The organism is Actinomycetospora sp. CA-053990, from assembly GCF_050948445.1.
GTDB lineage: Bacteria > Actinomycetota > Actinomycetes > Mycobacteriales > Pseudonocardiaceae > Actinomycetospora > Actinomycetospora callitridis.
Genome location: NZ_CP192043.1, coordinates 2,853,050 through 2,876,002, shown reverse-complemented (window position 1 = coordinate 2,876,002; position 22,953 = coordinate 2,853,050). Strand labels below are relative to the sequence as shown.

Below are 22,953 nucleotides of genomic sequence, written 5' to 3'. Positions count from 1 at the left end.
CATGGTCCGCCCGAGGTTCTTCAACCTCGCACACCAGCAGCAGCAGGCGATCGTGCGTGCCGCCGTCGACGAGTTCGCCACCCACGGCTTCCATGACGGATCCCTGAATCGGGTCATCGAGGCAGCCGGGGTGTCCAAGGGCTCCTTGTACTACTACTTCGACGGCAAGGAGGACCTCTACACGTACGTCACGCGCCTGGAGTTCGAGCGTCTCTTCGCCGGTCTGGGTCCTTTTCACGCTCCCGTCCATGGCGGTCCCGACGACTTCTGGTCCGGGTTGGAGGGCTACTACGTCGAGGTGATGGCAGCCTTCTCCGCCTCCCCGCAGCTCGGAGCGCTGACGCGGGGCTGGCTCGCGGCGTCGGGCAACCCGGCCCTCAGCACCGCGCAGCAGGAGATGGAACGGGTGGCGCTGCCCTGGATCGAACGGACGCTCGCGGCCGGACAGGACCTCGGCGCGATCCGCGCCGACCTACCCTCCGGTCTGCTGGTCGCGGTCGTCGTCGGCATGGGCCAGGCCATGGACACATGGCTCGTGGCCGAGCAACCCGATCCCGACACCCGGCAGCGGCTGATCCACACCTTCGTCACCATGATCCGCGGAGCCCTGGAACCATGAGTAGGCTGCGTGGGCTCGATCGGGGAACCGGCGACGGAGTTGCTCCGCGATGGGCCCGGTGGCGCGACCCCGCGGTGCTCGTCGTCGCGGTGGTGGTCGTGGGACTGGGGGCCGGGGCCGGCGCCATCGTCTTCCGAGAGTTGATCTTCGGCTTCACACGGCTCTTCACCGGGCAGCAGGACTACACCGCTGTCCCGGGAGCGCCACTGCCGTGGTGGCCGGGGGCTGGCCGGTGGTTCCTCCTGGCCGTGCCGGTGGTGGGTGGGCTGCTCTACGGGCCGCTGGTCTACCGCTTCGCCCGCGAGGCCCGTGGTCACGGCGTGCCCGAGGTGATGCTCGCGGTCGCCGAGGGGGGCGGACGGATCCGCCCGCGCGTCGCGGTGGTCAAGTCGCTGGCGTCCGCCCTGTGCATCGGCTCCGGGGGCTCGGTGGGCCGGGAGGGCCCGATCGTGCAGATCGGGTCGGCCCTGGGCTCGAGCATCGGCCAGTGGTGGCGCCTGTCCGACAGCCGGCTCCGTCTCCTGGTCGCCTGCGGAGCGGCCGGAGGAATCTCGGCGACGTTCAACGCGCCGGTCGCCGGCGTCTTCTTCGCCCTCGAGATCATCCTGCTCGACTTCTCCGTGGTGTCCTTCGTGGTGATCGCGCTGGCCTCGGTGCTGGCGAACACGGTGGCCCGCGGGTTCGAGGGCGCGCAGACGTTCCTGTCGCTGCCACCGTTCAGCGTGGGCTCCGCGTGGGAACTGCTGGCGTTTGCGGCCGTCGGCATCGTCGGAGGTCTCGTCGGGGTCGTGTTCACGCGAACCCTCTATGGCGCCGAGGACCTCGTCGACCGGCTCTGGCGTGGACCGGAGTGGCTGCGGCCCGCCGTCGGCGGGATCGCGCTGGGCGCCGTGCTGTTCGCCCTGCCCCAGATGTACGGGGTCGGCTACCCGGTCCTCGAGCAGGCCGTCAACGGTGGCTACGCGGCAGGGTTCCTGGCGATCCTGTTGATCGGCAAGCTCGTCGCGACGAGCCTGACCCTCGCCATCGGCGGCTCCGGTGGCGTGTTCGCGCCGTCGCTGTTCCTCGGAGCGATGGCCGGCTCCCTGCTCGCCGACGGACTCGGTCTCCTGAGCCCGGGCACCTCGACCGGCAGCGTCGCCCTCGTCGGGATGGCCGCCGTGCTCGCCGGGGCGACCCGCGCCCCGATCACCGCCGTGGTGATCGTCGCGGAGATCACCGGCGAGTGGGCTCTCGTCCTCCCGCTGATGATCGGTGTCGCCGCCGCGACCGCAGTCAGCCGCCAGCTGCAGACCGAGACGATCTACACCGAGAAGCTGGCCAGACGGGGGATCCGACTGGCGCCACCCGGTACCCCTCGGTGGGCCCGCCGCACCGTCGGCGACGTGCTCCCCGACGCGGCTGCACCCCCGACGGGCCTCGACGGCGTCGGCCGGGAGCGCGGCGTCGTGCGCTGGTCCCCCGTGCTCGAGCACCACGGAGGTCTCGGTGCCGCCGTGGACACGTTGCAGCGATCGGGGTCCGCGACGCTCCCCGTGCTCGACCCCGACGGGTCACGCCTGCACGCCGTCGTGGGCATCCCCGATCTGCTCCACCATCACGACGCGCCCGCGGACGACGGCGAGGGGGACGACGAGCAGCATCCGCGCTGCGTCGTCGAGCTGGCCGAACCTGCTCCGCCCGGCTGGGAACCTCCCCGGGGCTTCGTGCGACTGAGCGGGCCGGAGGGGACCACGCTCCTCCTGGGTCCACGACGAGACCTCGACCGTCTGATCGCCGACCTCACCCCTCCGCCGCCGGTCGACGAGTCCGGCGACACCAGCACCACCGGCGACCCACCCACCCCCACCCCGTAGCGGGCTCGCGGGAGCGACGGCGGCGGGTTGAGTCGGTGCGGACCCGGCACGCCGCCGCGAACCCCGGGCACGACTCGTCGAGCGGACCTGACAGAGCTCGGGAGAGCGACATGCCCGCACCGAAAGCGTCCGTATCCCGGCCCCACGGTCCATAGCGAGCAGAGAAGCTTGCGGGTTCCTGACAATCGCCGGACGCCCGTCTGAGAGGGGCGCGATCCCGCGTTCACGCTGATTCGACTATTCGCAGCAGGAAAATGCCGTCGGTCGCGCTCGACGGACCCGCGAGCGCCCGCTCCCACCATTTCTTCTCAGGCTCGATGCCACCTGCGGGTGTTCTTCCTACGGTTCCTCGCCATCGGCTCGCCGAGCGTCGTCGTTCTCCCCCGAACCCGTCGCCCGACTCCGACGAGATGACCAGGACAACCACACCCTCGAGCGCGGGACGGGCTCCCTCAGCACGTCTGCCGTTCCGCGCCGTGGCGGCCAGGAGGTTCCCGTGCCCCGACGCGGAAGACATCGCACCACCAGACCCGTTCGCATCGTCGCCGCTGCTGCCGCCGTGCTCGTGGCCGGCGGCGTCGTCGTGGCCGCCGGCTCGGCGTCCGCCCACACCGGGTCGGACTCCACCGACGGCTCCGGCCTCGTCAGCAGGCTCACCGAGTCACTCGGCACGAGCGGAAACGACGACCAGGCATCCGACGGATCCGACGAACAGAGCTCGGAGAACCAGCGCACGGACCACGACTCCAGCGACCGCGACCGCGACCGCGACGACTCCGACTCCGACTCCGACTCCGGCGACCGGGGCGACCGGGGCGACCGGGGCGACCGGGGCGACCGGGAGGGGGGTTCCGGCAACGACCGGAGGGACGACCGCAACCGGGGCGACCAGGACCGGAGCGACCAGGACCAGAGCGGCGACCACAACGGCGACCAGAACGAGGACCGGAAGAACGACGGGAACGACGGGAACGACGACGGGGACGAGGGCCGGGCCGAGGAGCAGTTCAAGGGCCGGGACCAGGCCGCGCCGCCCGACGCCTCCGACTTCGTCGACATCCGGCAGGTCGATCCCGGTTCCGAGGGCGACGGCGGACGCTTCTCCGCAGCCGGCACCTTCCGCGTCGACTGCGGCACGAACGCCGACGGCTCCCACCGCAACAGCGACAACATCGTCCTGGGGCCCGGCAAGCGCAACGCCGCTCAGCACGTCCACGACTACGTCGGCACCACCGCCACGACCTTCGCGTCCTCGGACGAGGAACTGCGCTCGGCGAGCACGACCTGCACCAACGGCGACCGGTCGACCTACTACTGGCCGGTGATCCGCGACCTCAACAGCACCGGGCCCGACGCCTTCGACGACGGCGGCGGGCTGGACGGCAACTTCGGCTCGGTCCTCCCGGCCGCGTCGGTCGACCTCACCTTCCACGGCAACCCCACCGACGACGTCGTCGCCGCACCCCAGGGACTGCGCCTGGCCACCGGAGACGCCAAGGCGGGCACCAACGGCCAGGAGAACGCCAACGCGAAGTGGACCTGCACCGGGTTCGAGGACCGGACGACCACCCGGTACCCGCTCTGCCCCCAGGGCAGCAGCCTCGTGCGCATCCTCGACTTCCCGAGCTGCTGGGACGGCGAGAACACCGACTCCGACGACCACCGCTCACACGTGGGGTTCCCCGAGGAGGACGGCACCTGTGACCGTGGCACGGTGCCGATCCCGGCCCTGCGGATGACGCTGACCTACGACCGGCCCGACGGTCGGGCGTTCGCCCTGGACTCCTTCCCGGACCAGCAGCACAACCCGGTGACCGACCACGCCAGCTCGATCAACCTGATGCCCTCCCGGCTGATGGACCGCGCCGTCAGTTGCATCAACTCCAGACAGGCCTGCTGACCTCATTCGACGTTCACGGGGCCGCCCAACTCCATGGTTGGGCGGCCCGTGGACGTTCAGACCGAGCAGGGGGCGTCGCCTCATAGGCGGTCGTCGATCGCGGAGTTCGCTTGGCGCACCACGAAGTGACGCCGACGTCACGAGCGGAGGGAATGACCGGAGCGGGGCGCCGAGCGCGGTCTCGATGGCTCAGACACGACCGTCGACCGCCCTGGCACGGGGTCCACCAAGCCCGGCTGACCTAGCCCTTCCGGGATAGATCGATCCAACACTTCATTTCGCGTCTGCGGCCCGATCGCTCTCGATCCTGGTGATCTCGAAAATCCCCTCGATGTCGACGTCACCCTGCTCGCGGAACCCGAACGACCGTCCGTCGACGCCATAGAGAAATATGCCGCTGCTCGCAGAAGTGCATCAGCCGGGCTGGCCGCGTCCGTCGACAGGTCCTCCCGTTGAGGGGAACCCTGCCGCCCCGGGTTGATCAGTACATGCTTCGAGGGTCTATGCGCACCTTGCGGCGGCCCCACCCTCAATGACACGGGTCGATCAGCTGAGCTCGCGCGCTCGAGCCCGTGACGTCCAGGCAACGCCGACTCGGCGGCACCGGGCAGTCGGGGGGCGGCGTGGCCCTAGCTTCGCTGGAGCAGCCACCGGACCGGATGGTCGGGGTCGGACTGGTATCGGCACAGCCGTCCCGTGCGAACCCGATCATGCAGGTGGCGACCCAACCAGGGGTCCGCCTCAGCGATCCGGGCCAGAGCGCCGACGATCGCTTTGCGGACGGCCACCCGCGCGCGCTCGTCGTGCGACCCGGTCGTGCGGCGGCGGCCGACAAGCCCGGTCGCGCCGACGAGGTAGTCGGCGATCGCCCCACGTTCCTGGCGCCGGTCGACGTTCTCGTGGACCGTGAGCTGGGCATCGAGCTCGGCGAGCCGGCCCCGGAGCATTCGCCGGGACTCCTCATCGAGGATGTCCAGTCCGCCCTGCTCGACCACCACACCCCCGCCGGCAAGGGCGAGCACGGGCACGTCTGAGTCGGCGTGCCGCAACAGGGTGTGCAGGTGTTCGAGTCCGCGCACGCGAGGCAGCACGACCTCGGCGCCGACACGTCCGACCATCCACAGCCCGCCGGGCTGCTCATGGAAACGCACCACGACCTCGTCGGCCGCGGTCTGCGGCTCGGTCGGCCCCCGCGCGAGCAGCCGGTCGCGCCACCACGTCGCCCCGACGCGTTCATAGGTCGCGAGAGCGGCGGCGCGATACCGGGCCGCGGTGTCGTGGTCACCGAGCAGGGCGGCCGCCCGGGCCAACGTGTCGTCGGTGACGCCGTGCCACATGACGGCGCCGGCGTTGAGGACCGATCGTCCGGCATACGGTGCCACCAGCCCGGCCGCGGCCGCTGTCACCTCCCGATCGCCCACCGCGAGCGCCCCCTCGAGGACGCATTGAAGGGTGAGCAACCAGTCGGAGTCACGGGGAAGTTCGGCCAGCGTCTCGGCCGTGAAGCCGCCGATCATCTCCCGCACCTTGTCCGGACGCCCGGCCCCGATCCACATCACGGCCGCTTCGGCACGCACCACCGCGACCCCGTGGTCGAGGGCGAAGTGCTCGTACTCCGGCGCCTCGAGCGCACATCCCTCGGCGTCATCGCTGCACCACGCCAGGTAGCCGCGCATGGCGTGCAGCACGCTCTCCGAGTCCGGGATCGCCGCGGCCTTCGCCGCTGTCTCGGCCTGTTCGATCAGCAAAGGCCCGACATGAACGTGGTCGCGGAGCATCTCCAGGGCCAGCCGCCGGCTGGCCGCGAAGAACCGTGCTCGGGCTGACTCCTCGCCCAGCACCTCGAGGGCGCGCATGAAGCGGTGCATGCGCGGCAGGTCGAGCACCTCCCACGCCACGGTCAGGCCCCAGAGATGTGCCTGGAGCCGGGCGTCGGGGTCGACCAGGTGCGCCGCTGCGTCGCCGAGTCGGAACGCCCAATCCTGCCGGCGGGCGAGCTCGTCGGGACCCCAATGCGCTGTGAGCGCCGCATCCAGGGCGTCCGCGAGCAGCACCATGTCGCTCGCCCGCTCGGCGCCGGCCAGAGCCTCGTCGGCGAAGGGGCGGGCTCGCAGCGGCTCGTTCGCGTAGGACCAACAGCGGGCCAGTGCGGCGGCGAGACGGACCCGAGCCGCCGGGTCGGCGGCCATCTCGTACGCGGCGTGCAGCCGCACCGGCAGCAGGCCGGGCGTGAGGTTGTACTGCTGTCCACGGGCGAGCCCGAGCACGGCCGCGACCCGGGTGTCGAGATCGCCTCCGGTCTCGGCGAGATCGGCCGCCCGGCCGTAGAAGGCCATCGCGGCCTCTCCGTTACCGCGCTGCCACGCGGCCTCGGCACGAGCAATCATGCTCGCCGAGGCCGCTGTGGGGTCCATTCGTCGGAGGTTACGGTCAGGGCCGGAGGAGAGGCACTTCCTCGGCATGCCGCAGCTGAAGGGCCTCGTCCCAGTCGCCGGTGCAGTAGACCGACAGCTCGCTGATCCGACCGCCGCGGACGATGCAGTGGATCAGCTCGCGGCAGTACCACTGCTGGGCCTCGGCGGTCCATCGCTCCTCGAACTGGATCAGGAAACCGCGGGATGTCCGGTCCAGAGCCTCGACCCGCACGGTCCCCCGAGAGGGATGCTCGCTCTCACGGATCCCGAAGATCGTGTCCACGCCCCGGCCCTGGACCCGCCAGTGCGGCAAGGACAGGTCGACGAAGACGTCCTCGGTGAACAGGTCGTCACACCGAACGCCGACCTGCAGCCACCGCACCAGCCGGTCGGCCAGCTCGGCATGCTGGTCGTCCGGCCGAACTGCGGCGCCGATCGGGGCGGTCACGACTGCGCCCCGGACACCGCCGTGATGTTGCGGCCGATGACGTCCATGACCGGTCGCAGATCGCCGGTACGACTGAACTCGACGATCGAGGTCCCGGCGGCGATCAGTGGCCGGTGTCCCGGCGGCGCGACGTACGCGTCGCCCTCGACGTAGGTCTCCTCGTGGTCCGGCCACCGGAAGGTGATCTGCCCAGCCGTGACGTAGCCGAGATGCAGGCAGGTGCAGGCATCGCCAGGCAGACCGCGGAAGTACGGCGCGACGTCCAGGTCCTGCTTGAACGTCTCGAACGAGACAGTGTGGTCATCGAGCTCGGCGTACCGGCCCTCGACGACGTCCAGGTCGATACCGACGGGTGTGGTCGAACGGGATGCGCTTGGCATCGGTTTCCTCCGGAGTGGACGGGATGCGGTCACACAGAAGGCGTGAGATCCCGTGTCACGATGTTCCGCAGCATCGGCGGACCCGCCGTGCCTGTCGCAGGGTGTGCTGTTCGACGACGAGAACAACACCGTGCCCGGCACCTTCGAGCAACGCCTCGAGATCTACTCGCCGCCCTACCTCTTCCAGGGACCACGGCCCGAGATCGGCGAGGCCCCGGACTCCGCCGAGCGGGGCGACACCCTCACCGTCACCACCCCCGACCCCGAGCGCATCGACCGCGCCCGACTGGTCCGGCTCGCGAGCTCGACCCACGTCACCAGCGTCGACCAACGCTCCGTCGCACTCGACCTACGACGCACCGGCCCGAGGCTCGCGCTCGACATCCCGGCCTCGATCCACACCGTCCCGACCGGCTTCTACCAGCTCTTCCTCGTCGACGACCGCGGCGTCCCCTCCACCGGGCGCATCCTCCGGGTCGGAGGGGACAGCGCCGACCCGGCGGAATGACAGCACCCCGGGCCCTGACTTTCCCGCCGGGACGGAGCAGGATGACACGTGGTGTGCCGGGAAGCCTGGTCGGCGGCGACAGCCTGCTGCCCGCGACCGGGAGGTTGATCCGAGATGGCCACCGACGCCGCATTCCCCGAGCCCGTGGCCGCCCGAGGTGCCGCCCTGGACGTCCTCGTCTCCGGGGCGAGCGTGGCGGGTCCGGTGACCGCCTACTGGCTGCACCGCGCGGGCCACCACGTCACGGTCGTGGAGCAGTCACCGCCGCGGCGCAGGCCCGGTGGGCACGCGGTGGACCTGTTCACCCCCGCCATGGACGTCATCGAGCGGATGGGAGTGCTCGAGGCGGTCCAGGACCGGGGCACGGGCATCGAGCGCATGACCGTCCGGCGCGAGCACACGCGCCGCGACGTCACGATCGACATGACCCGGCTGATGAGCGCGCTCTCCGACCGTCACGTCGAGATCCTGCGCGACGACCTGGGCGCGATCCTCTACGACGCCACCCGGGCGGACGTCGAGTACGTCTTCGGCGACCGGATCAGCGGGCTCACCGACGACGGTGTCGCCACCTTCGAGCACGCACCCGCGCGGCGGTTCGACCTGGTGATCGGCGCCGACGGGCTGCACTCCGGGGTGCGAGGGCTCGCGTTCGGCGCCGAGACCGAGTACTCGCGCTGGCTGGGCGGCTACATCGCCGTCGCCTCGATCCCACGCGACCGACACCTCGCCGGCCACATGACCACCCTGCTCGGGGTGAACCGCATGGTCGGGCTGTACAGCGCGCGCCACATGACCGATGCCCGCGCGTTCTTCCTGTTCCGGCCCGGCGCCGAGCTCGCCTACGACCACCGCGACGTCCCGCGCCAGAAGCAGCTGCTGCGGGAGGCCTTCGGCGACCTCGACGGCGAGGTGCCCCGTCTGCTCGACGAGGTCGACCGGGCGCCGGCGTTCTACTTCGACGCGATCACCCAGCTCGCCATGGACCACTGGACCCGGGGTCGGGTGGCCCTCGTCGGCGACGCCGGCTACTGCCCCGGCCCCGCGGTCGGGGGCAGCACCAGCCTCGCCGTCGTCGGCGCCTACACCCTCGCCGGCGAGCTCGCCGAAGCCGGGAGTGATCCCGCGATCGCCTACCCCGCCTACGAAGCGGCGATGCGCGACTACGTCCAGCGCAGCCGCGGGTTCGCGACGACGATGGCCCGGCGCCTCGTACCGGGGACGCGGGCCGGCGCGTGGATGCTCATCGCCGGGACCTCACTGCTCACCCACCTGCCGACGGCCCTGGGCCGCCGGCTCGTCGCCCTCGGGAGCGGTGATCTCGGCCTCCACGAGTCGATCGAGGTCCGCGACTACCCGGCGTTGGCACCCTAGAGAAGGTCTTCCGCAGCTTTCTCGCGTGAACGGCGTGCCGTGGCGCTAGGGACCATCGACGAGGTGCTCGATGTCGTCGTTGTGGCCGACCGCGAGGATGACGTCGTCGCGGGACACGACGGTCTCGTTGGTCGCGTAGGTGAAGGAGCCCTCGTCCTTCTTGACCGCGACGACGGTGACGCCGTGCTTGCTGCGGATCTCCGTCTCGCTCAGGGGGACGTCGAGGATCTCCCGGGGAGGACGGAGCTTGGCGAGGGCGAAGTCGGCGTCGATCTTCATGTAGTCGAGCACGTTGCCCGAGACGAGGTGGGCCACCCGCTGGCCCATGTCCTGCTCGGGGAACACGACGTGGTGCGCGCCGATCCGTTCGAGGATCCGTCCGTGGTGGGCGCTCGTGGCCTTGGCCCAGATGTCGTCGACCTCGAGGTCGACGAGCAGCGAGGTCACCAGGATGCTGTCCTCCAGGTGGTCCCCGATCGCGACCACGGCCCGGTGGAAGTCGCCGACGCCCAGCTGCCGCAAGGCCTCCACGTCGGTGCAGTCGGCGGTCACCGCGTGGGTGAGCTGGGACGACAGGTTCTGCACCGTCCGGTTGACGCTGTCGATCGCGAGGACCTCGGTGCCCTGCCGCTCGAGCTCGAGCGCGATCGCTGTGCCGAACCGCCCCAGCCCGATGACCACCACCGGCTCGTGGTGCGTGTCAGCCAATGATGGTCCTCTCCTCCGGTCGCTCGTAGTGCCGGGTCCGCTCGCGCAGTGCCAGCGCCGACGCCAGCGCGAGCGGCCCCAGCCGGCCCACGAACATCAGCACGACGAGCACCACCTGTCCGGCCGCCGGGAGCTCCGCGGTGATCCCCGTCGAGAGCCCGACCGTACCCAGCGCGGAGAGGACCTCGAAGAGCACGCGGTCGAGGCCCTCGTCGCTCACCCCGAGCACCACGAACGTGGAGGCCACCGCGAGGCCGACGCCGAGCAGGGCCACCGCCAGTGCCTGGCGCTGGTTGGCGCTCGGGATCCGGCGACGGCCGACGTCCACGTCGCGTTCCCCGCTCATCTCCGCCCACAGGACCGCCGCCAGCAGCCCGAACGTCGTGACCTTGATACCCCCGGCGGTGCTGGCGCTGCCGCCGCCGATGAACATGAGGACGTCGGTGGCCAGCCAGCTCTCGGGGGTCATCGCCCCGATGTCGACGGCGTTGAACCCGCCGCTGCGCGGCATGACCGCGGAGAAGAACCCGACCAGCACCTTCCCGGCCACGCCCATCGGGCCCAGCGTCGCCGGATTGCCGTACTCGAGCACGATCAGCAGCACCGTCCCGACGATCAGCAGCACCCCGGAGGTGATGAGGGTGATGCGCGTCGTCACCGACCACGACCGGGGCCGCCACGCGCGGACCAACTCGAAGATCACCGGGAACCCGAGGCCCCCGACGATGACGGCGAGGGCCACCGGGAGCAGCATCCAGGGATCGCCGGCGAAGGCGGTCATCCCGTCGGACCACAGCACGAAGCCCGCGTTGTTGAACGCCGACACCGCATGGAACACGCTCTCCCACATCGCCGTCGCCGGCGCCACGCCGTACGCCGTCGCGAGCCGCAGGGCCAACGCCACCGCCGTCACGGCCTCCCCGGCGAGGCTGAAGAGCACGACGTTGCGCAGGACCCGGCGCACGTCGCTGAGGTCGAGGTTGCCGGACTGGGCCTGCGCCACCAACCGGGCCCGCAGGCCCAGACGCCGGGACACCAGCACCACCAGCAGCGACGCCACGGTCATGATGCCCAGCCCGCCGACCTGCATCAGGGCGAGGATCACCACGTGGCCCGGCGTCGACCACGCCGTGCCCGTGTCCACCGTGACCAGCCCGGTGACGCAGACCGCGGACGTCGCGGTGAACACGGCGTCGAGGACGGACGCCGCCTCCTCGCCGGCGGACGAGACCGGCAACAGCAGCAACCCGGTGCCGATCGCGATGCCCACGGCGAACGCCCCGGCGATGATCTGTCCCGGGTTGCCCGCACGCGGGCGATGACCACCCGGGCGCCGACGGACCTTCACCACCGCCAGCTACTACCCCGTCGGGGACCTCCGGTCCCACCCCATGGCGTCAGCCGCTGAACAGCTGGACGCGGACGTCCTCGAGGTGCCGCTCCTACTGGTCGAGGATGTCGTCGGGAATCAACTCGGCGAGCAGTCGCCGGACGCGGTCATCGATGTCGTCGCGGATGGGGCGGACGGCGTCGACGTCCTTGCCGGCGGGGTCGGTGAGCTCCCAGTCGAGGTAGCGCTTGCCGGGGAAGACGGGGCAGGCGTCGCCGCAGCCCATGGTGATGACGACGTCGGCGGCCTCGACGTCGTCGGTGGTGAGCTTGGTCGGGACCTCGCCGGAGAGGTCGATCCCGAGCTCGTCCATCACCTGCCGGACCGCGGGGTTGATCGAGTCGGCGGGCGCGGAGCCGGCGGAGCGCACCCGCACCGAACCCGCGGCGTGGTGAGCGAGCAGGGCGGCGGCCATCTGCGAACGCCCGGCGTTGTGCACGCAGACGAACAGCACCTCAGGTCGCTCAGGCACGGAGGGTCTCCTCCTCGAGCGCGGGATGGGTGGCGGGGAAGAGTCGACGGCGCAGCCAGAGAGACACGTAGACCAGGGCCACCAGCACCGGCACCTCGATGAGCGGGCCGACGACGCCGGCGAGGGCCTGGCCGGAGGTGGCGCCCCAGGTGGCGATGGCGACCGCGATGGCCAGTTCGAAGTTGTTGCCCGCGGCGGTGAACGCGAGCGTGGTGGTGCGCTCGTAGCCGAGCCCGGCGGCGCGGCCGAGGGCGTAGGAGCCGGCCCACATCAGCGCGAAGTAGATCAGCAGCGGCAGCGCGATCCGGACGACGTCGAGGGGCCGGCTGGTGATGGCGTCGCCCTGGAGGGCGAAGAGGATGACGATGGTGAACAGCAGCCCGTAGAGCGCGAACGGCCCGATCCGCGGCAGGAAGCGGGACTCGTACCAGTCGCGGCCGCGGGCGCGTTCCCCGAGGCGGCGGGTGAGGTAGCCGGCCAGCAGTGGGACGCCTAGGAAGATCAGCACCGAGCGGACGATCGCCCAGGCGGAGACGTCGAGCCCGGCGGTGGGGAGCCCGAGCCAGCCGGGCAGCACGGCGAGGTAGAACCAGCCCAGGGCGCCGAAGGCGATCACCTGGAACACCGAGTTGAGCGCGACCAGGACCGCGGCGGCTTCGCGGTCGCCGCAGGCGAGGTCGTTCCAGATGATGACCATGGCGATACAGCGGGCGAGCCCGACGACGATCAGCCCGGTGCGGTACTCGGGCAGGTCCGGGAGCAGCAGCCAGGCCAGGGCGAACATCAGCGCCGGCCCGATCAGCCAGTTCAGCACCAACGACGACACCAGCAGCCGCTTGTCGCCGGTGACGGTGTCGAGGCGGTCGTAGCGGACCTTCGCCAGCACCGGATACATCATGATCAGAAGACCGACAGCGATCGGGAGCGAGACCCCGTCGATCGCGACCGCGCCCAGCGCCTCCCCGAGCCCGGGGATCAGCCGGCCCGCGAGCAGCCCGACGACCATCGCCGCGAGAATCCAGATCGGCAGGAACCGGTCGAGGGTGGAGAGCTTCGCGACGACGCCTGCCTCTCCGGGGTCGGTCGCGGCGGTGGTGTTCTCGGCGCTCACGCCTCGACCACCGGGAGGGCCTCTTCCGCCGTTCCGGGCACGAGCACCGCGGACACCGTCGCGAGCAGCTCGGGGCGCACGCGGTAGTACACCCAGGTCCCGCGTCGCTCCCCGGTGATCAGTCCGGCCTCGCGCAGCACCTTGAGGTGGTGGCTGATCGTGGGCCCGGACAGGTCGAACACGTCGGTCAGGTCGCAGACGCACGCCTCGCCGCCGACGTGGGAGGCGATCAGCGAGAGCAGCCGCAGTCGCACCGGGTCGCCCATCGCCTTGAACACCCGTGCCAGCTCGATCGACTGCTGCGCCGACAGGGGCTCACGCGCCAGCGGCTCGCAGCACCCCACGACCTCGGCGAGCTGAGCCAGCACCCGCTCCTCGTCACCCTGCTTCGACATGCGTCTACCTTGACACGCGTCGAACCAGGGTGCAACGTCTGGTTCGACCGACGTCGAAGCAGGCGTCGGAGGAGTTCGAGGAGGACGTCATGTCCCGTGTGCAGCTCGCCCTGCGGGTCTCCGACCTGGAGGGCTCGATCCGCTTCTACAGCTCGCTGTTCGGGGTGGAGCCGGCCAAGCGCCGGCCCGGCTACGCCAACTTCGCGGTGGCCGAGCCGCCCCTGAAGTTGGTCCTGCTGGAGGGCGAGGCCGACCGCCCCACGGTCATGGACCACCTCGGGGTCGAGGTCGGGTCCACCGACGAGGTCCACGACGCCACCGCGCGGTTGTCGGAGCTGGGCCTGTTCACGCAGGTCGAGGACGACACCACCTGTTGCTACGCCCGCCAGGACAAGGTGTGGGTGCAGGGCCCCGGCCACGAGCCGTGGGAGGTCTACACCGTCAAGGAGGACTCCCAGGACTTCGGCACCCACGGGGTCGCCAGCACGATGCCCGATGACGTCAGTACCGAGAGCCGCGAGGCCTCGGCGTGCTGCGGGGTCACCGCGTGCTGCTCGCACGACGAGCAGTCCACCGAGCCCGGGGTGACCGTCACCGAGGCCAAGACCGCTGCCGGCTGCGGGTGCGTCGCGTGACCACCGATCACGGGGACCGGTCGGCCGTGGCGCGCGAGCGGGTCCGCGCCCGCTACGCCACCGCGGCCGGCCAGGTCCGCGCCGGCCTGACCCCGAGCTGCTCCGAGACCGACCCGGCCGGCATGTGCGGCGACGCCTACGACCCCGCTCAGCTCGCGGACGCCGGAGGTGCGGGTGCGGCCAGTCTGGGCTGCGGCAACCCGCTCGCGGTCGCCGAGCTCCTCGAGGGCGAGACCGTGCTCGACCTCGGTTCCGGCGCCGGCCTCGACGTGCTCCTCTCGGCCCGCCGCGTCGGGCCCGACGGGTTCGCCTACGGGCTGGACATGACCGACGAGATGCTCGACCTCGCCCGCCGGCACGCCACGGAGGCCGGCGCCACCAACGTCGAGTTCCTCCGAGGCCACATCGAGGCCATCCCACTCCCCGACGCCTCGGTCGACGTCGTCATCTCCAACTGCGTGATCAACCTGTCTCCCGACAAGCCGGCGGTGTTCGCCGAGATCGCCCGCGTGCTGCGACCCGGCGGGCGGGTCGGTGTCTCCGATCTCATCGGCGACGACGAGACCGATCCGGCCGCCCTCGCCGAGGCCGCCGCCTCGGCCGGGGCGATCACGGGAGTCCTCACCCGGCCCGACTACCGCTCCGGACTCCTCGCGGCCGGCCTCACCGCGGTGACCATCATCCCCACCGTCAGGGTCGCCACCCACGTCCATTCCGCGATCGTTCGAGCCTCGCGCCCGATCTCGCTCAGTGGTAGGCGTGCACGACGGCGTGCCCCTTTCCCCGACTGATCATCCACCGGTTGATCGGGGTGGTGACGACGAAGGCCACCAGCAGCGCGAACGCGAGCGCCCCCCAGAACAGGGCACTGGTGATGCCCGCGTCCATCGCCCCGGGCACGCCGAGCACGACGGCGTTGTCGACGATCTCCATCACGATGATCGAGACCGTGTCGGCGGCGAGGGCGACGCGGAGCGCCTGGCGGAACCCGACGCCGGCCCGCAGCACCCCGCGCATCGTGAGGGCGTAGCCGAAGACGAAGGCGAGCGCGACCGCCAGGACCACGGTCGCGACGTTGTGCAGCCCCAGCGCGGTCCCGATGACCATGCCGAGGACCTCCCCGATCGCGCACCCGGTCAGGCAGTGCGCCGTGGCCCGGGCCGCCGTGGACCAGGACACCGACGCCCAGCCACCGGCTCCGTCGTGTTGGTCGTCCATCGCGTGCCTCCCACGCCGGATCCATCCGTACAGATACCCCCCAGGGGTATCCAGTGATACTCCTCGACGTGTCCCACGACAACCCTTCGGCGGCCGCGATCTCGGGCGACCGCCGAACAGGGAGCCGGGGCGCCGATCCGCGTCGACGAATGCGGCGCCACGGACGCGCGTGTGGGTGGTCGAGGGCCGAGAACGCCCGGTGGGACCGCGTGTCCCGCTACCGTCACCGAGTGGGTCGGGGGACCCTCCTTGCGGTCCATCGGGGGTTGGGCGTGTCGTCTCGTTTCGAGGTTCCGCTCTCGCGGTTGTTGGCCTGGGGTCAGCCGCATCCGGGCGAGCAGGGGGCCGGAGGGCCCGAGCGCCTCGGCCCGTGGGGTGCGCGGCAGCGGTATCACCGGGCGCTCTTCCTGGTGATCGGCTTCTGGGCCGTCGTCACGTGCGTCGCGGCCGCCGTCTACCCCTTGGCTGCGATCGTGCTCGCCCTGGCAGGCCTCGCTCATGTCGTCGCCGGCTACCGGGTCGAGCAGCGGCGCCGAGACGAACGAGCGAGGCCCGGCGACCGGACATGACATCGGGCCGCGCCGGTCGATGAGGCGTCAGCCCTTCGCTTCGCGGACGTCCGTTCCCTGCTCGGCGAACGCCTTGAAGTCCTCCATGTGCCGGCGCGTCTGCTTGCGGAAGGCGCCGGGCATGACGAGCCCCACCAGCCGCATCGCCATCCCGTCGAACCGGTGTTCGTTCTCGCTCTCCCAGAGCGTCGTCTCCGGACCGGTTTCCGTCAGCCGCTCCCGCGCGGCGCTCCACATGCCCTTGCCGACGATCTCGCGGTCGAACTGGACGACGCTGTCCCGCGGAATCCCGTGCAGGCTCGCCGGTTCCCGACGCGTGATGGTCTCGGTGGCTTCCATCGTCTGCCGCCCCATCTGCATCACGACGCGCGACTCGGTACCGACCTGCCCGTGCGTCCCGCTGATCGGTTCGTGCAGCACCAGGCCGCGCAGCCACATCGGCAGATGTGCGGGGTCGGCGAGCAGTTGGGCCACCCTCTCCCGCGGCTGGGCGATCTCGATCGACACGGTGTACTTCATGGCGGAGTGCTCCAGGCTGTCCTCGACGACCAGGGCACACTAGCGGCCGCGATTTATATTAGTCCAGTCTTATAAGAGCGCACCGCGCGCCTCGGCCTCGTTCGCCGGGGCGGCATACTCGAGCGTCGTGCGTTCCCGACCGTGCCCGTGCGGCCTGCCCGAACCTTTCGACGCGTGCTGCGGCCGGTATCTCGGCGACTCCGACACCGCAGCTCCCACCGCCGAGGCCCTCATGCGGTCGCGCTACACGGCCTTCGCACGCGGCGACGCCGACCACCTGCTGCGGACCTGGCACCCGTCGACCCGTCCGACGCACCTGACACTCGACCCCGCGATCCGCTGGACGCAGCTGGAGGTGCTCGATCGCGTGGGCGGCGGCCTCTTCGACAGCGACGGGGTCGTCGAGTTCCGCGCCCACCACCGCGAGGGTCCGCAGAGCGGGGTCCTGCACGAACGCAGCCGTTTCGTCCGGGAGAGCGCGCAGTGGTTCTACCGGGACGGGACGGCCCGTTGATCCCAAGGCCGGTCCGGACGCAGCCGGTACGAGGGCCCGATCGCCCGCCCGAGAAAATCTCCCTCGGCCACGCTAGACATGCTCGGAACGACAGGTGTACTTTCCCTGTCGCGCAACGAGAAGATCACGAGACACGGGAGATCGCGTACCTGCCCGTGATGCACGTCGACGCGAACGAACACCGGGGAAGGGAGGTCGGCGCACCGTCAGCTCGTCCGGGTCATCGTGACCCGGACTCACCGACTCGTCGGAACGGATGGTGATCTTCGGTTATCGAGCTCCCCCGATCCCCGCAGCACCCGCTCGTCGGTTCCTGCGGTACGAGGCCGGCTCCCGAGCCGGCCGACAGTGTGCAGACCTGATCCCCCAGGGGCCCCGGCGCAGAGGCGCCGGGGCCCCTCGTCTGTCGGAGGTGATATTGGCCCGAGAGTCCGAGGCCGTGACGCAACGGCTCGACGACGAGCACTACCCCGCCTACTCCATCGGCCGTGCCGCCGAGATGGTCGGCGCGACCCCCGGCTTCCTGCGCAGCCTGGACGAGGCGAAGCTCCTCGACCCCCAGCGCTCCGGAGGAGGCCACCGCCGCTACTCCCGCCACGAGCTCCGGCTGGCCGCCCGTGTCCGGGAGCTCCTCGACCACGGCACCGCCCTCGACGCCGCGTGCCGCATCGTGGTCCTCGAGGACCAGCTCGACGAGGCGCGGCGAACCATCGCCGGTCAGCGCGACGGGTGAGGTCGCGTAGGCCGGGACGCTGCCCTCCCACCGACGTCGCGCAGCGCCTCGGGGCCGAGGACATCGCCGTCACCGACAACTACCTACCGAGCTGGTTCGCGCGCTACCTGCCGGCGATCCACGTGCCCCTCATCGTGGCGTCGGGGTGGTTCCACGCCAGGAACATCCGCAGCCGTCGACCGAAGGTGGATCGTGCGCGTGGCTGCGGGGGCTAGCCTCGGAACACATCGTTCGGCGCCCCGGTCCCCGGTGCTTCGCGGCAGGCACGACGCGACAGCAACAGGTGACCACGTGACCCTGATCGACCCCACCCGGTTCGGAGATCCTGCTCGGCGGCCTGCGCCTCGTGCGTACCTGCGAGCTCCTCGAGAGGCCGGCGCCGACGGGAGCGGACCCGGCAAGGATCACGACCAGGCCGCATGGAGAGCGCGGTGTCGCCGCGTGGCCGGCGACATCGCTCGTGTGCGAGTCCTCGCCCGCTCCCACGCCGGTGACCAGGAGTGGGACGAGGTCGACGCCCTGCTCGATCGAGTCGGCATCGCGTTGGGTCGCGATCTCGGGCCCCCGAGCGCGCGCCGATGACGGGGGACGGTCCAGGACCGGCGCGATGCACCGCGCGACTCCCTGACGACGGGGTCTGCGCCGGACTCTTCCAGGCCCCCGAGCCGGGCGGGTTCGCCGCCGGCGACCTCACCGGGCTCCCCGAACCGGTCCAACGGTGCCTTCGCGCCGCCATCGTCCCGGGCACCACCCTCGCCCAGACCGCCCGTCTACGGATGCGCGGCCACATCAAGGTCCGCCGGTGGTTGCCCTTCCACGCCGAGCAGACCCTCAGCCCCCACCGCGGCTTCCACTGGCGCGCTCGCGTCGCGCGAGTCATCGCCGGTTCCGACCGCTACGTCGACGGCGTCGGCGCCATGCGATGGAGCCTGCTCGGACTACCGCTCGTACGTGCCGCCGGGACGGACGTGACCCGCAGCGCAGCCGGACGACTGGCCGGCGAGACGATCTGGCTGCCGACCGCGCTCCTCCCCCGCACCGGGACCCGATGGACCGTGCAAGGCCCGGACCAGATCACCGTCAGCCACCACATCGGGGCCACCACAACCGAGGTGACCTACCAGCTCGACGCCGCCGGGCACATCACCGCGCTGGCCTTCGACCGCTGGGGCGACCCCGACTCCACGGGCACCTGGGGCTGGCACCGCTTCGGCGGCGACCTCAGCGGCCACCGCACACTCCACGGACTCACCATCCCCACCACCGGACGGGTCGGATGGCACTACGGCACCACCCGATGGGACGCCGGCGAGTTCTTCCGCTTCCAGATCACGAGCCTCGACCCGGTCGTCGCGGCAGGCTTCTCCACCGCGTGAGCGAGCTCCACATCTCCTCGTCACTCCGGCACGTCGGCGAGAGAGAGAGGAACTCCCTCCGGAGGCCGTGCGGTCGTGGACATCGCTGTCGAGAACCCTGGCCACCGACCGCGCAGCAGCATCCCGAGGAGACACGATGAGCGCGATACCACGACGACAGCAGCCCGACGTGACCCGTGTGCTCCTCGCCGACGGGTGGCACCTGGTGGAACAGCGGACGTTCGAGCTGGACGGCCACAGCTTCGGGTTCGCCGAGCTCGTGCCGGTCGAGGGCGAGCACGGCGAACTCATCGCGACCTGTCGCTTCATCACCGGCCCGCTCACGTCGGTGTTCGCGGTCGAATCCGAGCCGACCCCGACCGACAACGTCCCGGGGCAGCCCTCGCGACCCCCGGCATGGCCGTAGCCGGCTCACCAACAACGGTCCGGACCTGACGGCATCCGACCGCCACCGTCGGCAAGGGCACCGCGCCCCGGGTTCAGCGCGACATGTCGTCCTGCTCGCTGGTGGCCGCGGGCCGGGTCGCGGTCCAGCTGGCGAGCAGGGACAGCGCGTCGGCAGAGGGCGTGGCCGGTTCGGGGCTGTAGACGGTGAGGACGAGACCGGGATCGGCCGGGATCGGCATGGTCTCGTAACCGACCTCGAGGTCACCGACGACGGGGTGGTGGAAGCGCTTGGTGCCGGTCTGGTGCAGGCGCACGTTGTGCTTGGCCCACCGCACCCGGAACTCCTCACTGCGCGTCGAGAGTTCTCCGACCAGGTCGGAGATGCCGCGGTCGTAGGGGTCGCGCCCGGCCTCGGTGCGCAGATTGTTGACCGCGACGTCGGCCATGAACTCCCAGTCCGGGTAGAACTCGTGCGCCCGGGGGTCGAGGAAGCAGAACCGCACGAAGTTCACCGGCACGCTCGGATCGGGGTGCTGCGGGTCGGGGTAGAGCGGGGCGTAGAACGCATAGCCCAGGGCGTTCGCCGCCACCAGGTCCTGGCGGGCGTTGCCCACGATCGCCGGCACGGTCATCGCGTCGAGCAACCGTTGGACCATCGGCCGGACGATGCTCGAGCGGCGGGCTCGGGGGCGTGCCCGTGCGGGGCCGGTGGCGATGCTCCGGTGCAGGTCGGCCAGGTGGGCCCGCTCGGCCTCGTCGAGCTGCAGGGCACGGGCGATGGCGTCGAGCACGGCCTCGGACACGCCGCCGGCCTTGCCTCGCTCGAGCTGGGTGTAGTAGTCGATCGACAGCCCCGCGAGTGTCGCGACCTCCTGGCGGCGCAGCCCGGGCACGCGGCGCTTGCCGGCGTCGTACACCGGCAGCCCGACCTGGTCCGGGGTGATCCGGGCTCGCCGGGAGGCCAGGAACTCGCCGAGCTCGACACGGTTGTCGGCACCACTCATGGCTCCACGGTAGGTCCGGCTCGCCGACCGTGCGGGGTGCCACCACGAGGGGTGCTGGCAGCACCCCCCTGCTGGCACCTGTGTCGATGGCTCCTCCCACGGGCCTGCGAGAAGGCGTTGTCTCGAGGTCGCCGGAGCGGCCATCTGGATCGCGCCGGGATCACCACACGCACCGAGAAGGAACCGCTATGCGAGGAGCAGTACTGCACGCCCCCGGCGACGTCCGCGTCGAGGACCGTCCCGACCCGACGATCGAGAAGCCCACCGACGCGGTCATCCGCCTGGCCGCAACCTGCGTGTGCGGCTCGGACCTGTGGCCCTACCGCGGCATCGAGGACGTCACCGCACCGGCGCCGATGGGCCACGAGTACGTCGGCGTGGTCGAGGAGGTCGGCAACGAGGTCCGCGACATCCGTCCCGGGCAGTTCGTGGTCGGCTCATTCTTCGCCTCGGACAACACCTGCGAGATCTGTCGCGCCGGCTACCAGCCCTCCTGCCCGCACGCCGAGATCATGGGCACCCTCGGTGCCCAGGCCGAGCACCTGCGCGTCCCGCTGGCCGACGGCACTCTCGTCGCCACCCCCGGCACCCCGTCGGACGATCTCATCCCCAGCCTGCTCGCCGCCTCCGACGTGCTGGGCACCGGCTGGTTCGGCGCCGTCGCCGCCGAGGCCGGCCCCGGCAAGACCGTCGCCGTCGTCGGCGACGGTGCGGTCGGGCTGCTCGGTGTTCTCGCCGCGAAGCAGCTCGGGGCCGAGCGGATCATCGCCATGAGCCGCCACGAGCCCCGTCAGCAGCTCGCCCGGGACTTCGGTGCCACCGACATCGTCGCCGAGCGCGGCGACGAGGGCGTCGCGCGCATCAAGGAGATGACGGACGGGTTCGGTGCGCACTCGGTGATCGAGGCCGTCGGCACCCAGGAATCGATGATGCAGGCGATCAACTCGACCCGCCCCGGCGGGCACGTCGGCTACGTCGGGGTCTCCCACGACGTCTCCCTGCCCGGCCTGCCGCTCTTCTTCTCGCACGTCCACCTGCATGGCGGCCCCGCCCCGGTACGGCGCTTCCTTCCCGAGCTCATCGAACTCATCACCCGCCGCGAGATCGACCCGGGCAAGGTCTTCGACCTCACCCTGCCCCTCGGCCAGGCCGCGGAGGGCTACCGCGCCATGGATGAACGACGCGCCATCAAGACCCTGCTCACCCCGTAGGCGGGTCTCTCCCGACCCGGGCACCCACTCCATCCCGAGGAGAGGTCCATGGAACTCGAACCCGTTGCTCCGACCGCGAAGGCGCCGGATGAACGCTTCACCGGCGACGTCTACGTCGACATCTTCCACACCCCGCGCGAGCCCTCCCGGTTGATCGGCAGCCTGGTGCGCTTCACCCCGGGCGCGCGGACGAACTGGCACTCCCACGCCCTGGGCCAGACCCTGCACTGCACCGACGGCGAGGGCTTCGTCGTCTCCCGTGACGGCACCGTCATCCGCCTGCACCCCGGCGGCACCGTCTGGACCCCGCCGGGCGAGGAGCATTGGCACGGCGCCACCGATGCCCATCTGATGTGCCACTACGCCCTGCTCGAAGGCACCGGAGACGGCGACGGCACCACCTGGCTCGAGCCCGTCACCGACGAGCAGTACCAGCAGGCCACGACGTGACCGGGCGGTTCGACGGCAGGGTCGCGTTCGTGACCGGCGCGACCACCGGCATTGGGCGCGCCACGGCCGTGGCGTTCGCCCGCGAGGGCGCCCATGTCGTGGTCGCCGACATCAGATTCGAGGGAGCGCAGGAGACCGCCCGCCTCATCGAACAGGACGGCGGTCAGGCCCTCGCCGTGGCCTGCGACGTCTCCCGCGCCGAGGACGTCGACGCGGCACTCGTCGCCGTCATCGAGCGCTTCGGAGGCCTCGACGTCGCGTTCAACAACGCCGGGGTCGAGCAGCCCCGCAAGGCGGTCACCGAGGTCTCCGACGACGAGTTCGACCGCCTCGTCGCGATCAACCTGCGCGGGACCTTCCTGACGATGCGCGGCGAGATCGAGCTCATGGCGCGCACCGGCGGAGGCGCGATCGTCAACATGGCCTCGGGCGCCGGGGTCCGGGGCTTCCGCGACCAGGCCGCCTACGCCGCCACCAAGCACGCCGTGATCGGCCTGACCACCTCGGCCGCCCTCGAGCAAGGGGCGCAGGGCATCCGCATCAACGCCGTCTGCCCCGGCATCATCGACACCGAGATGATCGGCCGCCTCACCGGCGGCACCGAGGAGGGCTACGCGTCGGTCGTCGCCCAGGAACCGATCGGCCGCCTCGGTCGCACGGAGGAGATCGCCGCGGCGGTGCTCTGGCTCTGCTCGGACGAGGCCACCTTCACCGTCGGGCACGCGATGGTCGTCGACGGCGGCCAGACCGTCTAGTTCCGCA

Annotated in this window: 25 protein-coding genes; 14 read left to right on the top strand and 11 right to left on the bottom strand. The window is 71.2% G+C overall.

From position 1 onward, the window contains the following. Position 1 precedes the first annotated feature (1 nt). The 3 genes from ACQPYN_RS14795 (at position 2) to ACQPYN_RS14785 (ending at position 4,375) form a co-directional block, all read left to right on the top strand. Positions 2 to 619, top strand: coding sequence for a TetR/AcrR family transcriptional regulator (locus ACQPYN_RS14795; protein WP_433038105.1), 618 nt, complete (start codon positions 2 to 4; stop codon positions 617 to 619). After that, the gene (locus ACQPYN_RS14790) at positions 616 to 2,475 is read left to right on the top strand and encodes a chloride channel protein (protein WP_433038103.1); all 1,860 of its coding nucleotides are present in this window, start codon (positions 616 to 618) and stop codon (positions 2,473 to 2,475) included. The genes ACQPYN_RS14795 and ACQPYN_RS14790 overlap by 4 nt, the downstream gene beginning before the upstream one ends. A 559-nt stretch (positions 2,476 to 3,034) precedes the next feature. Beyond that, positions 3,035 to 4,375, top strand: coding sequence for a DUF1996 domain-containing protein (locus tag ACQPYN_RS14785; RefSeq protein WP_433038101.1), 1,341 nt, complete (start codon positions 3,035 to 3,037; stop codon positions 4,373 to 4,375). A 629-nt stretch (positions 4,376 to 5,004) separates the two neighbouring features. Here ACQPYN_RS14785 and ACQPYN_RS14780 read toward each other — a convergent pair. The 3 genes from ACQPYN_RS14780 to ACQPYN_RS14770 are packed head-to-tail and all read right to left on the bottom strand — an operon-like array spanning position 5,005 to position 7,617. Then, positions 5,005 to 6,837, bottom strand: a complete 1,833-nt coding sequence (locus ACQPYN_RS14780) for a hypothetical protein (RefSeq protein ID WP_433038099.1) — start codon at positions 6,835 to 6,837, stop codon at positions 5,005 to 5,007. Beyond that, positions 6,806 to 7,237 carry a hypothetical protein gene (locus ACQPYN_RS14775; protein WP_433038097.1) on the bottom strand — a complete coding sequence of 144 codons (432 nt, stop codon included), beginning with the start codon at positions 7,235 to 7,237 and terminating at the stop codon, positions 6,806 to 6,808. Before ACQPYN_RS14775 ends, ACQPYN_RS14780 begins: the two co-directional genes overlap by 32 nt. Further along, positions 7,234 to 7,617 carry a hypothetical protein gene (locus ACQPYN_RS14770; protein WP_433038095.1) on the bottom strand — a complete coding sequence of 128 codons (384 nt, stop codon included), beginning with the start codon at positions 7,615 to 7,617 and terminating at the stop codon, positions 7,234 to 7,236. The genes ACQPYN_RS14775 and ACQPYN_RS14770 overlap by 4 nt, the downstream gene beginning before the upstream one ends. A gap of 52 nt (positions 7,618 to 7,669) precedes the next feature. Here ACQPYN_RS14770 and ACQPYN_RS14765 point away from each other — a divergent pair, with 52 nt between their 5' ends. Together ACQPYN_RS14765 and ACQPYN_RS14760 are read left to right on the top strand one after the other, a co-directional pair. Beyond that, positions 7,670 to 8,125, top strand: coding sequence for a galactose oxidase early set domain-containing protein (locus ACQPYN_RS14765; RefSeq protein WP_433038093.1), 456 nt, complete (start codon positions 7,670 to 7,672; stop codon positions 8,123 to 8,125). A 114-nt stretch (positions 8,126 to 8,239) separates the two neighbouring features. Further along, entirely contained in the window at positions 8,240 to 9,499 is a 1,260-nt protein-coding gene (locus tag ACQPYN_RS14760; RefSeq protein WP_433038091.1) for an FAD-dependent monooxygenase, read from the top strand. A 45-nt stretch (positions 9,500 to 9,544) separates the two neighbouring features. On the opposite strand, the gene ACQPYN_RS14755 is transcribed toward ACQPYN_RS14760, so the two are convergent. From ACQPYN_RS14755 to ACQPYN_RS14735, 5 genes are all read right to left on the bottom strand, one after another. Further along, positions 9,545 to 10,207, bottom strand: coding sequence for a potassium channel family protein (locus tag ACQPYN_RS14755; protein ID WP_433038089.1), 663 nt, complete (start codon positions 10,205 to 10,207; stop codon positions 9,545 to 9,547). Then, positions 10,200 to 11,558 carry a TrkH family potassium uptake protein gene (locus tag ACQPYN_RS14750; RefSeq protein WP_433038087.1) on the bottom strand — a complete coding sequence of 453 codons (1,359 nt, stop codon included), beginning with the start codon at positions 11,556 to 11,558 and terminating at the stop codon, positions 10,200 to 10,202. The genes ACQPYN_RS14755 and ACQPYN_RS14750 overlap by 8 nt, the downstream gene beginning before the upstream one ends. Before the next feature lie 91 nt (positions 11,559 to 11,649). Beyond that, complete coding sequence (locus ACQPYN_RS14745) at positions 11,650 to 12,069, bottom strand: arsenate reductase ArsC (RefSeq protein WP_433038085.1); 420 nt, start codon at positions 12,067 to 12,069, stop codon at positions 11,650 to 11,652. Continuing rightward, positions 12,062 to 13,180, bottom strand: coding sequence for an ACR3 family arsenite efflux transporter (arsB, locus tag ACQPYN_RS14740; protein ID WP_433038083.1), 1,119 nt, complete (start codon positions 13,178 to 13,180; stop codon positions 12,062 to 12,064). The genes ACQPYN_RS14745 and arsB overlap by 8 nt, the downstream gene beginning before the upstream one ends. Further along, complete coding sequence (locus ACQPYN_RS14735; RefSeq protein WP_433038081.1) at positions 13,177 to 13,575, bottom strand: ArsR/SmtB family transcription factor; 399 nt, start codon at positions 13,573 to 13,575, stop codon at positions 13,177 to 13,179. Before ACQPYN_RS14735 ends, arsB begins: the two co-directional genes overlap by 4 nt. A gap of 89 nt (positions 13,576 to 13,664) precedes the next feature. Between ACQPYN_RS14735 and ACQPYN_RS14730 the strand changes: the two genes are divergently transcribed. After that, positions 13,665 to 14,210, top strand: coding sequence for an ArsI/CadI family heavy metal resistance metalloenzyme (locus ACQPYN_RS14730; RefSeq protein WP_433038079.1), 546 nt, complete (start codon positions 13,665 to 13,667; stop codon positions 14,208 to 14,210). After that, the gene (locus tag ACQPYN_RS14725; RefSeq protein ID WP_433038077.1) at positions 14,207 to 15,001 is read left to right on the top strand and encodes a methyltransferase domain-containing protein; all 795 of its coding nucleotides are present in this window, start codon (positions 14,207 to 14,209) and stop codon (positions 14,999 to 15,001) included. Before ACQPYN_RS14730 ends, ACQPYN_RS14725 begins: the two co-directional genes overlap by 4 nt. On the opposite strand, the gene ACQPYN_RS14720 is transcribed toward ACQPYN_RS14725, so the two are convergent. Continuing rightward, on the bottom strand, positions 14,958 to 15,428 hold the full coding sequence (locus ACQPYN_RS14720; RefSeq protein ID WP_433038075.1) for a DUF4396 domain-containing protein: 471 nt from the start codon (positions 15,426 to 15,428) through the stop codon (positions 14,958 to 14,960). The genes ACQPYN_RS14725 and ACQPYN_RS14720 overlap by 44 nt on opposite strands. A 596-nt stretch (positions 15,429 to 16,024) precedes the next feature. Beyond that, positions 16,025 to 16,516, bottom strand: a complete 492-nt coding sequence (locus ACQPYN_RS14715; RefSeq protein ID WP_433038074.1) for an SRPBCC family protein — start codon at positions 16,514 to 16,516, stop codon at positions 16,025 to 16,027. Positions 16,517 to 16,643: 127 nt separating this feature from the next. On the opposite strand from ACQPYN_RS14715, the gene ACQPYN_RS14710 reads away from it, so the two are divergent. From ACQPYN_RS14710 to ACQPYN_RS14695, 4 genes are all read left to right on the top strand, one after another. After that, positions 16,644 to 17,030 (top strand): YchJ family protein, encoded by a 387-nt coding sequence (locus tag ACQPYN_RS14710; RefSeq protein WP_433038073.1) that lies wholly within the window; start codon positions 16,644 to 16,646, stop codon positions 17,028 to 17,030. Positions 17,031 to 17,529: 499 nt separating this feature from the next. Beyond that, positions 17,530 to 17,763, top strand: coding sequence for a MerR family transcriptional regulator (locus ACQPYN_RS14705; RefSeq protein ID WP_433038889.1), 234 nt, complete (start codon positions 17,530 to 17,532; stop codon positions 17,761 to 17,763). Positions 17,764 to 18,341: 578 nt separating this feature from the next. Continuing rightward, entirely contained in the window at positions 18,342 to 19,139 is a 798-nt protein-coding gene (locus ACQPYN_RS14700; protein ID WP_433038071.1) for a DUF6544 family protein, read from the top strand. A 169-nt stretch (positions 19,140 to 19,308) separates the two neighbouring features. Further along, positions 19,309 to 19,545, top strand: coding sequence for a hypothetical protein (locus ACQPYN_RS14695; RefSeq protein WP_433038069.1), 237 nt, complete (start codon positions 19,309 to 19,311; stop codon positions 19,543 to 19,545). 73 nt (positions 19,546 to 19,618) lie between these two features. Here the strand turns inward: ACQPYN_RS14695 and ACQPYN_RS14690 are convergent, their stop codons facing one another. After that, complete coding sequence (locus tag ACQPYN_RS14690; RefSeq protein ID WP_433038067.1) at positions 19,619 to 20,530, bottom strand: helix-turn-helix transcriptional regulator; 912 nt, start codon at positions 20,528 to 20,530, stop codon at positions 19,619 to 19,621. A 188-nt stretch (positions 20,531 to 20,718) separates the two neighbouring features. On the opposite strand from ACQPYN_RS14690, the gene ACQPYN_RS14685 reads away from it, so the two are divergent. The 3 genes from ACQPYN_RS14685 to ACQPYN_RS14675 are packed head-to-tail and all read left to right on the top strand — an operon-like array spanning position 20,719 to position 22,946. After that, positions 20,719 to 21,741, top strand: a complete 1,023-nt coding sequence (locus ACQPYN_RS14685; protein WP_433038065.1) for a zinc-dependent alcohol dehydrogenase family protein — start codon at positions 20,719 to 20,721, stop codon at positions 21,739 to 21,741. A 48-nt stretch (positions 21,742 to 21,789) separates the two neighbouring features. Further along, the gene (locus tag ACQPYN_RS14680) at positions 21,790 to 22,191 is read left to right on the top strand and encodes a (R)-mandelonitrile lyase (RefSeq protein WP_433038063.1); all 402 of its coding nucleotides are present in this window, start codon (positions 21,790 to 21,792) and stop codon (positions 22,189 to 22,191) included. Next, a complete protein-coding gene (locus tag ACQPYN_RS14675; RefSeq protein ID WP_433038061.1) occupies positions 22,188 to 22,946 on the top strand; it encodes a glucose 1-dehydrogenase in 759 nt (252 codons plus the stop codon). Before ACQPYN_RS14680 ends, ACQPYN_RS14675 begins: the two co-directional genes overlap by 4 nt. The last annotated feature ends 7 nt before the right edge of the window (positions 22,947 to 22,953 follow it).

Excerpts from the sequence above, each read along its gene's own strand:
- ACQPYN_RS14770 (WP_433038095.1), bottom strand. The coding sequence starts at position 7,617 with ATGCCAAGCGCATCCCGTTCGACCACACCCGTCGGTATCGACCTGGAC.
- ACQPYN_RS14680 (WP_433038063.1), top strand. The coding sequence starts at position 21,790 with ATGGAACTCGAACCCGTTGCTCCGACCGCGAAGGCGCCGGATGAACGC.
- ACQPYN_RS14795 (WP_433038105.1), top strand. The coding sequence starts at position 2 with ATGGTCCGCCCGAGGTTCTTCAACCTCGCACACCAGCAGCAGCAGGCG.
- ACQPYN_RS14720 (WP_433038075.1), bottom strand. The coding sequence starts at position 15,428 with ATGGACGACCAACACGACGGAGCCGGTGGCTGGGCGTCGGTGTCCTGG.
- ACQPYN_RS14780 (WP_433038099.1), bottom strand. The coding sequence starts at position 6,837 with ATGCCGAGGAAGTGCCTCTCCTCCGGCCCTGACCGTAACCTCCGACGA.
- ACQPYN_RS14690 (WP_433038067.1), bottom strand. The coding sequence starts at position 20,530 with ATGAGTGGTGCCGACAACCGTGTCGAGCTCGGCGAGTTCCTGGCCTCC.
- ACQPYN_RS14760 (WP_433038091.1), top strand. The coding sequence starts at position 8,240 with ATGGCCACCGACGCCGCATTCCCCGAGCCCGTGGCCGCCCGAGGTGCC.
- ACQPYN_RS14685 (WP_433038065.1), top strand. The coding sequence starts at position 20,719 with ATGCGAGGAGCAGTACTGCACGCCCCCGGCGACGTCCGCGTCGAGGAC.
- ACQPYN_RS14705 (WP_433038889.1), top strand. The coding sequence starts at position 17,530 with ATGGTCGGCGCGACCCCCGGCTTCCTGCGCAGCCTGGACGAGGCGAAG.
- ACQPYN_RS14735 (WP_433038081.1), bottom strand. The coding sequence starts at position 13,575 with ATGTCGAAGCAGGGTGACGAGGAGCGGGTGCTGGCTCAGCTCGCCGAG.
- ACQPYN_RS14790 (WP_433038103.1), top strand. The coding sequence starts at position 616 with ATGAGTAGGCTGCGTGGGCTCGATCGGGGAACCGGCGACGGAGTTGCT.
- ACQPYN_RS14700 (WP_433038071.1), top strand. The coding sequence starts at position 18,342 with ATGACGGGGGACGGTCCAGGACCGGCGCGATGCACCGCGCGACTCCCT.
- ACQPYN_RS14730 (WP_433038079.1), top strand. The coding sequence starts at position 13,665 with ATGTCCCGTGTGCAGCTCGCCCTGCGGGTCTCCGACCTGGAGGGCTCG.
- ACQPYN_RS14715 (WP_433038074.1), bottom strand. The coding sequence starts at position 16,516 with ATGAAGTACACCGTGTCGATCGAGATCGCCCAGCCGCGGGAGAGGGTG.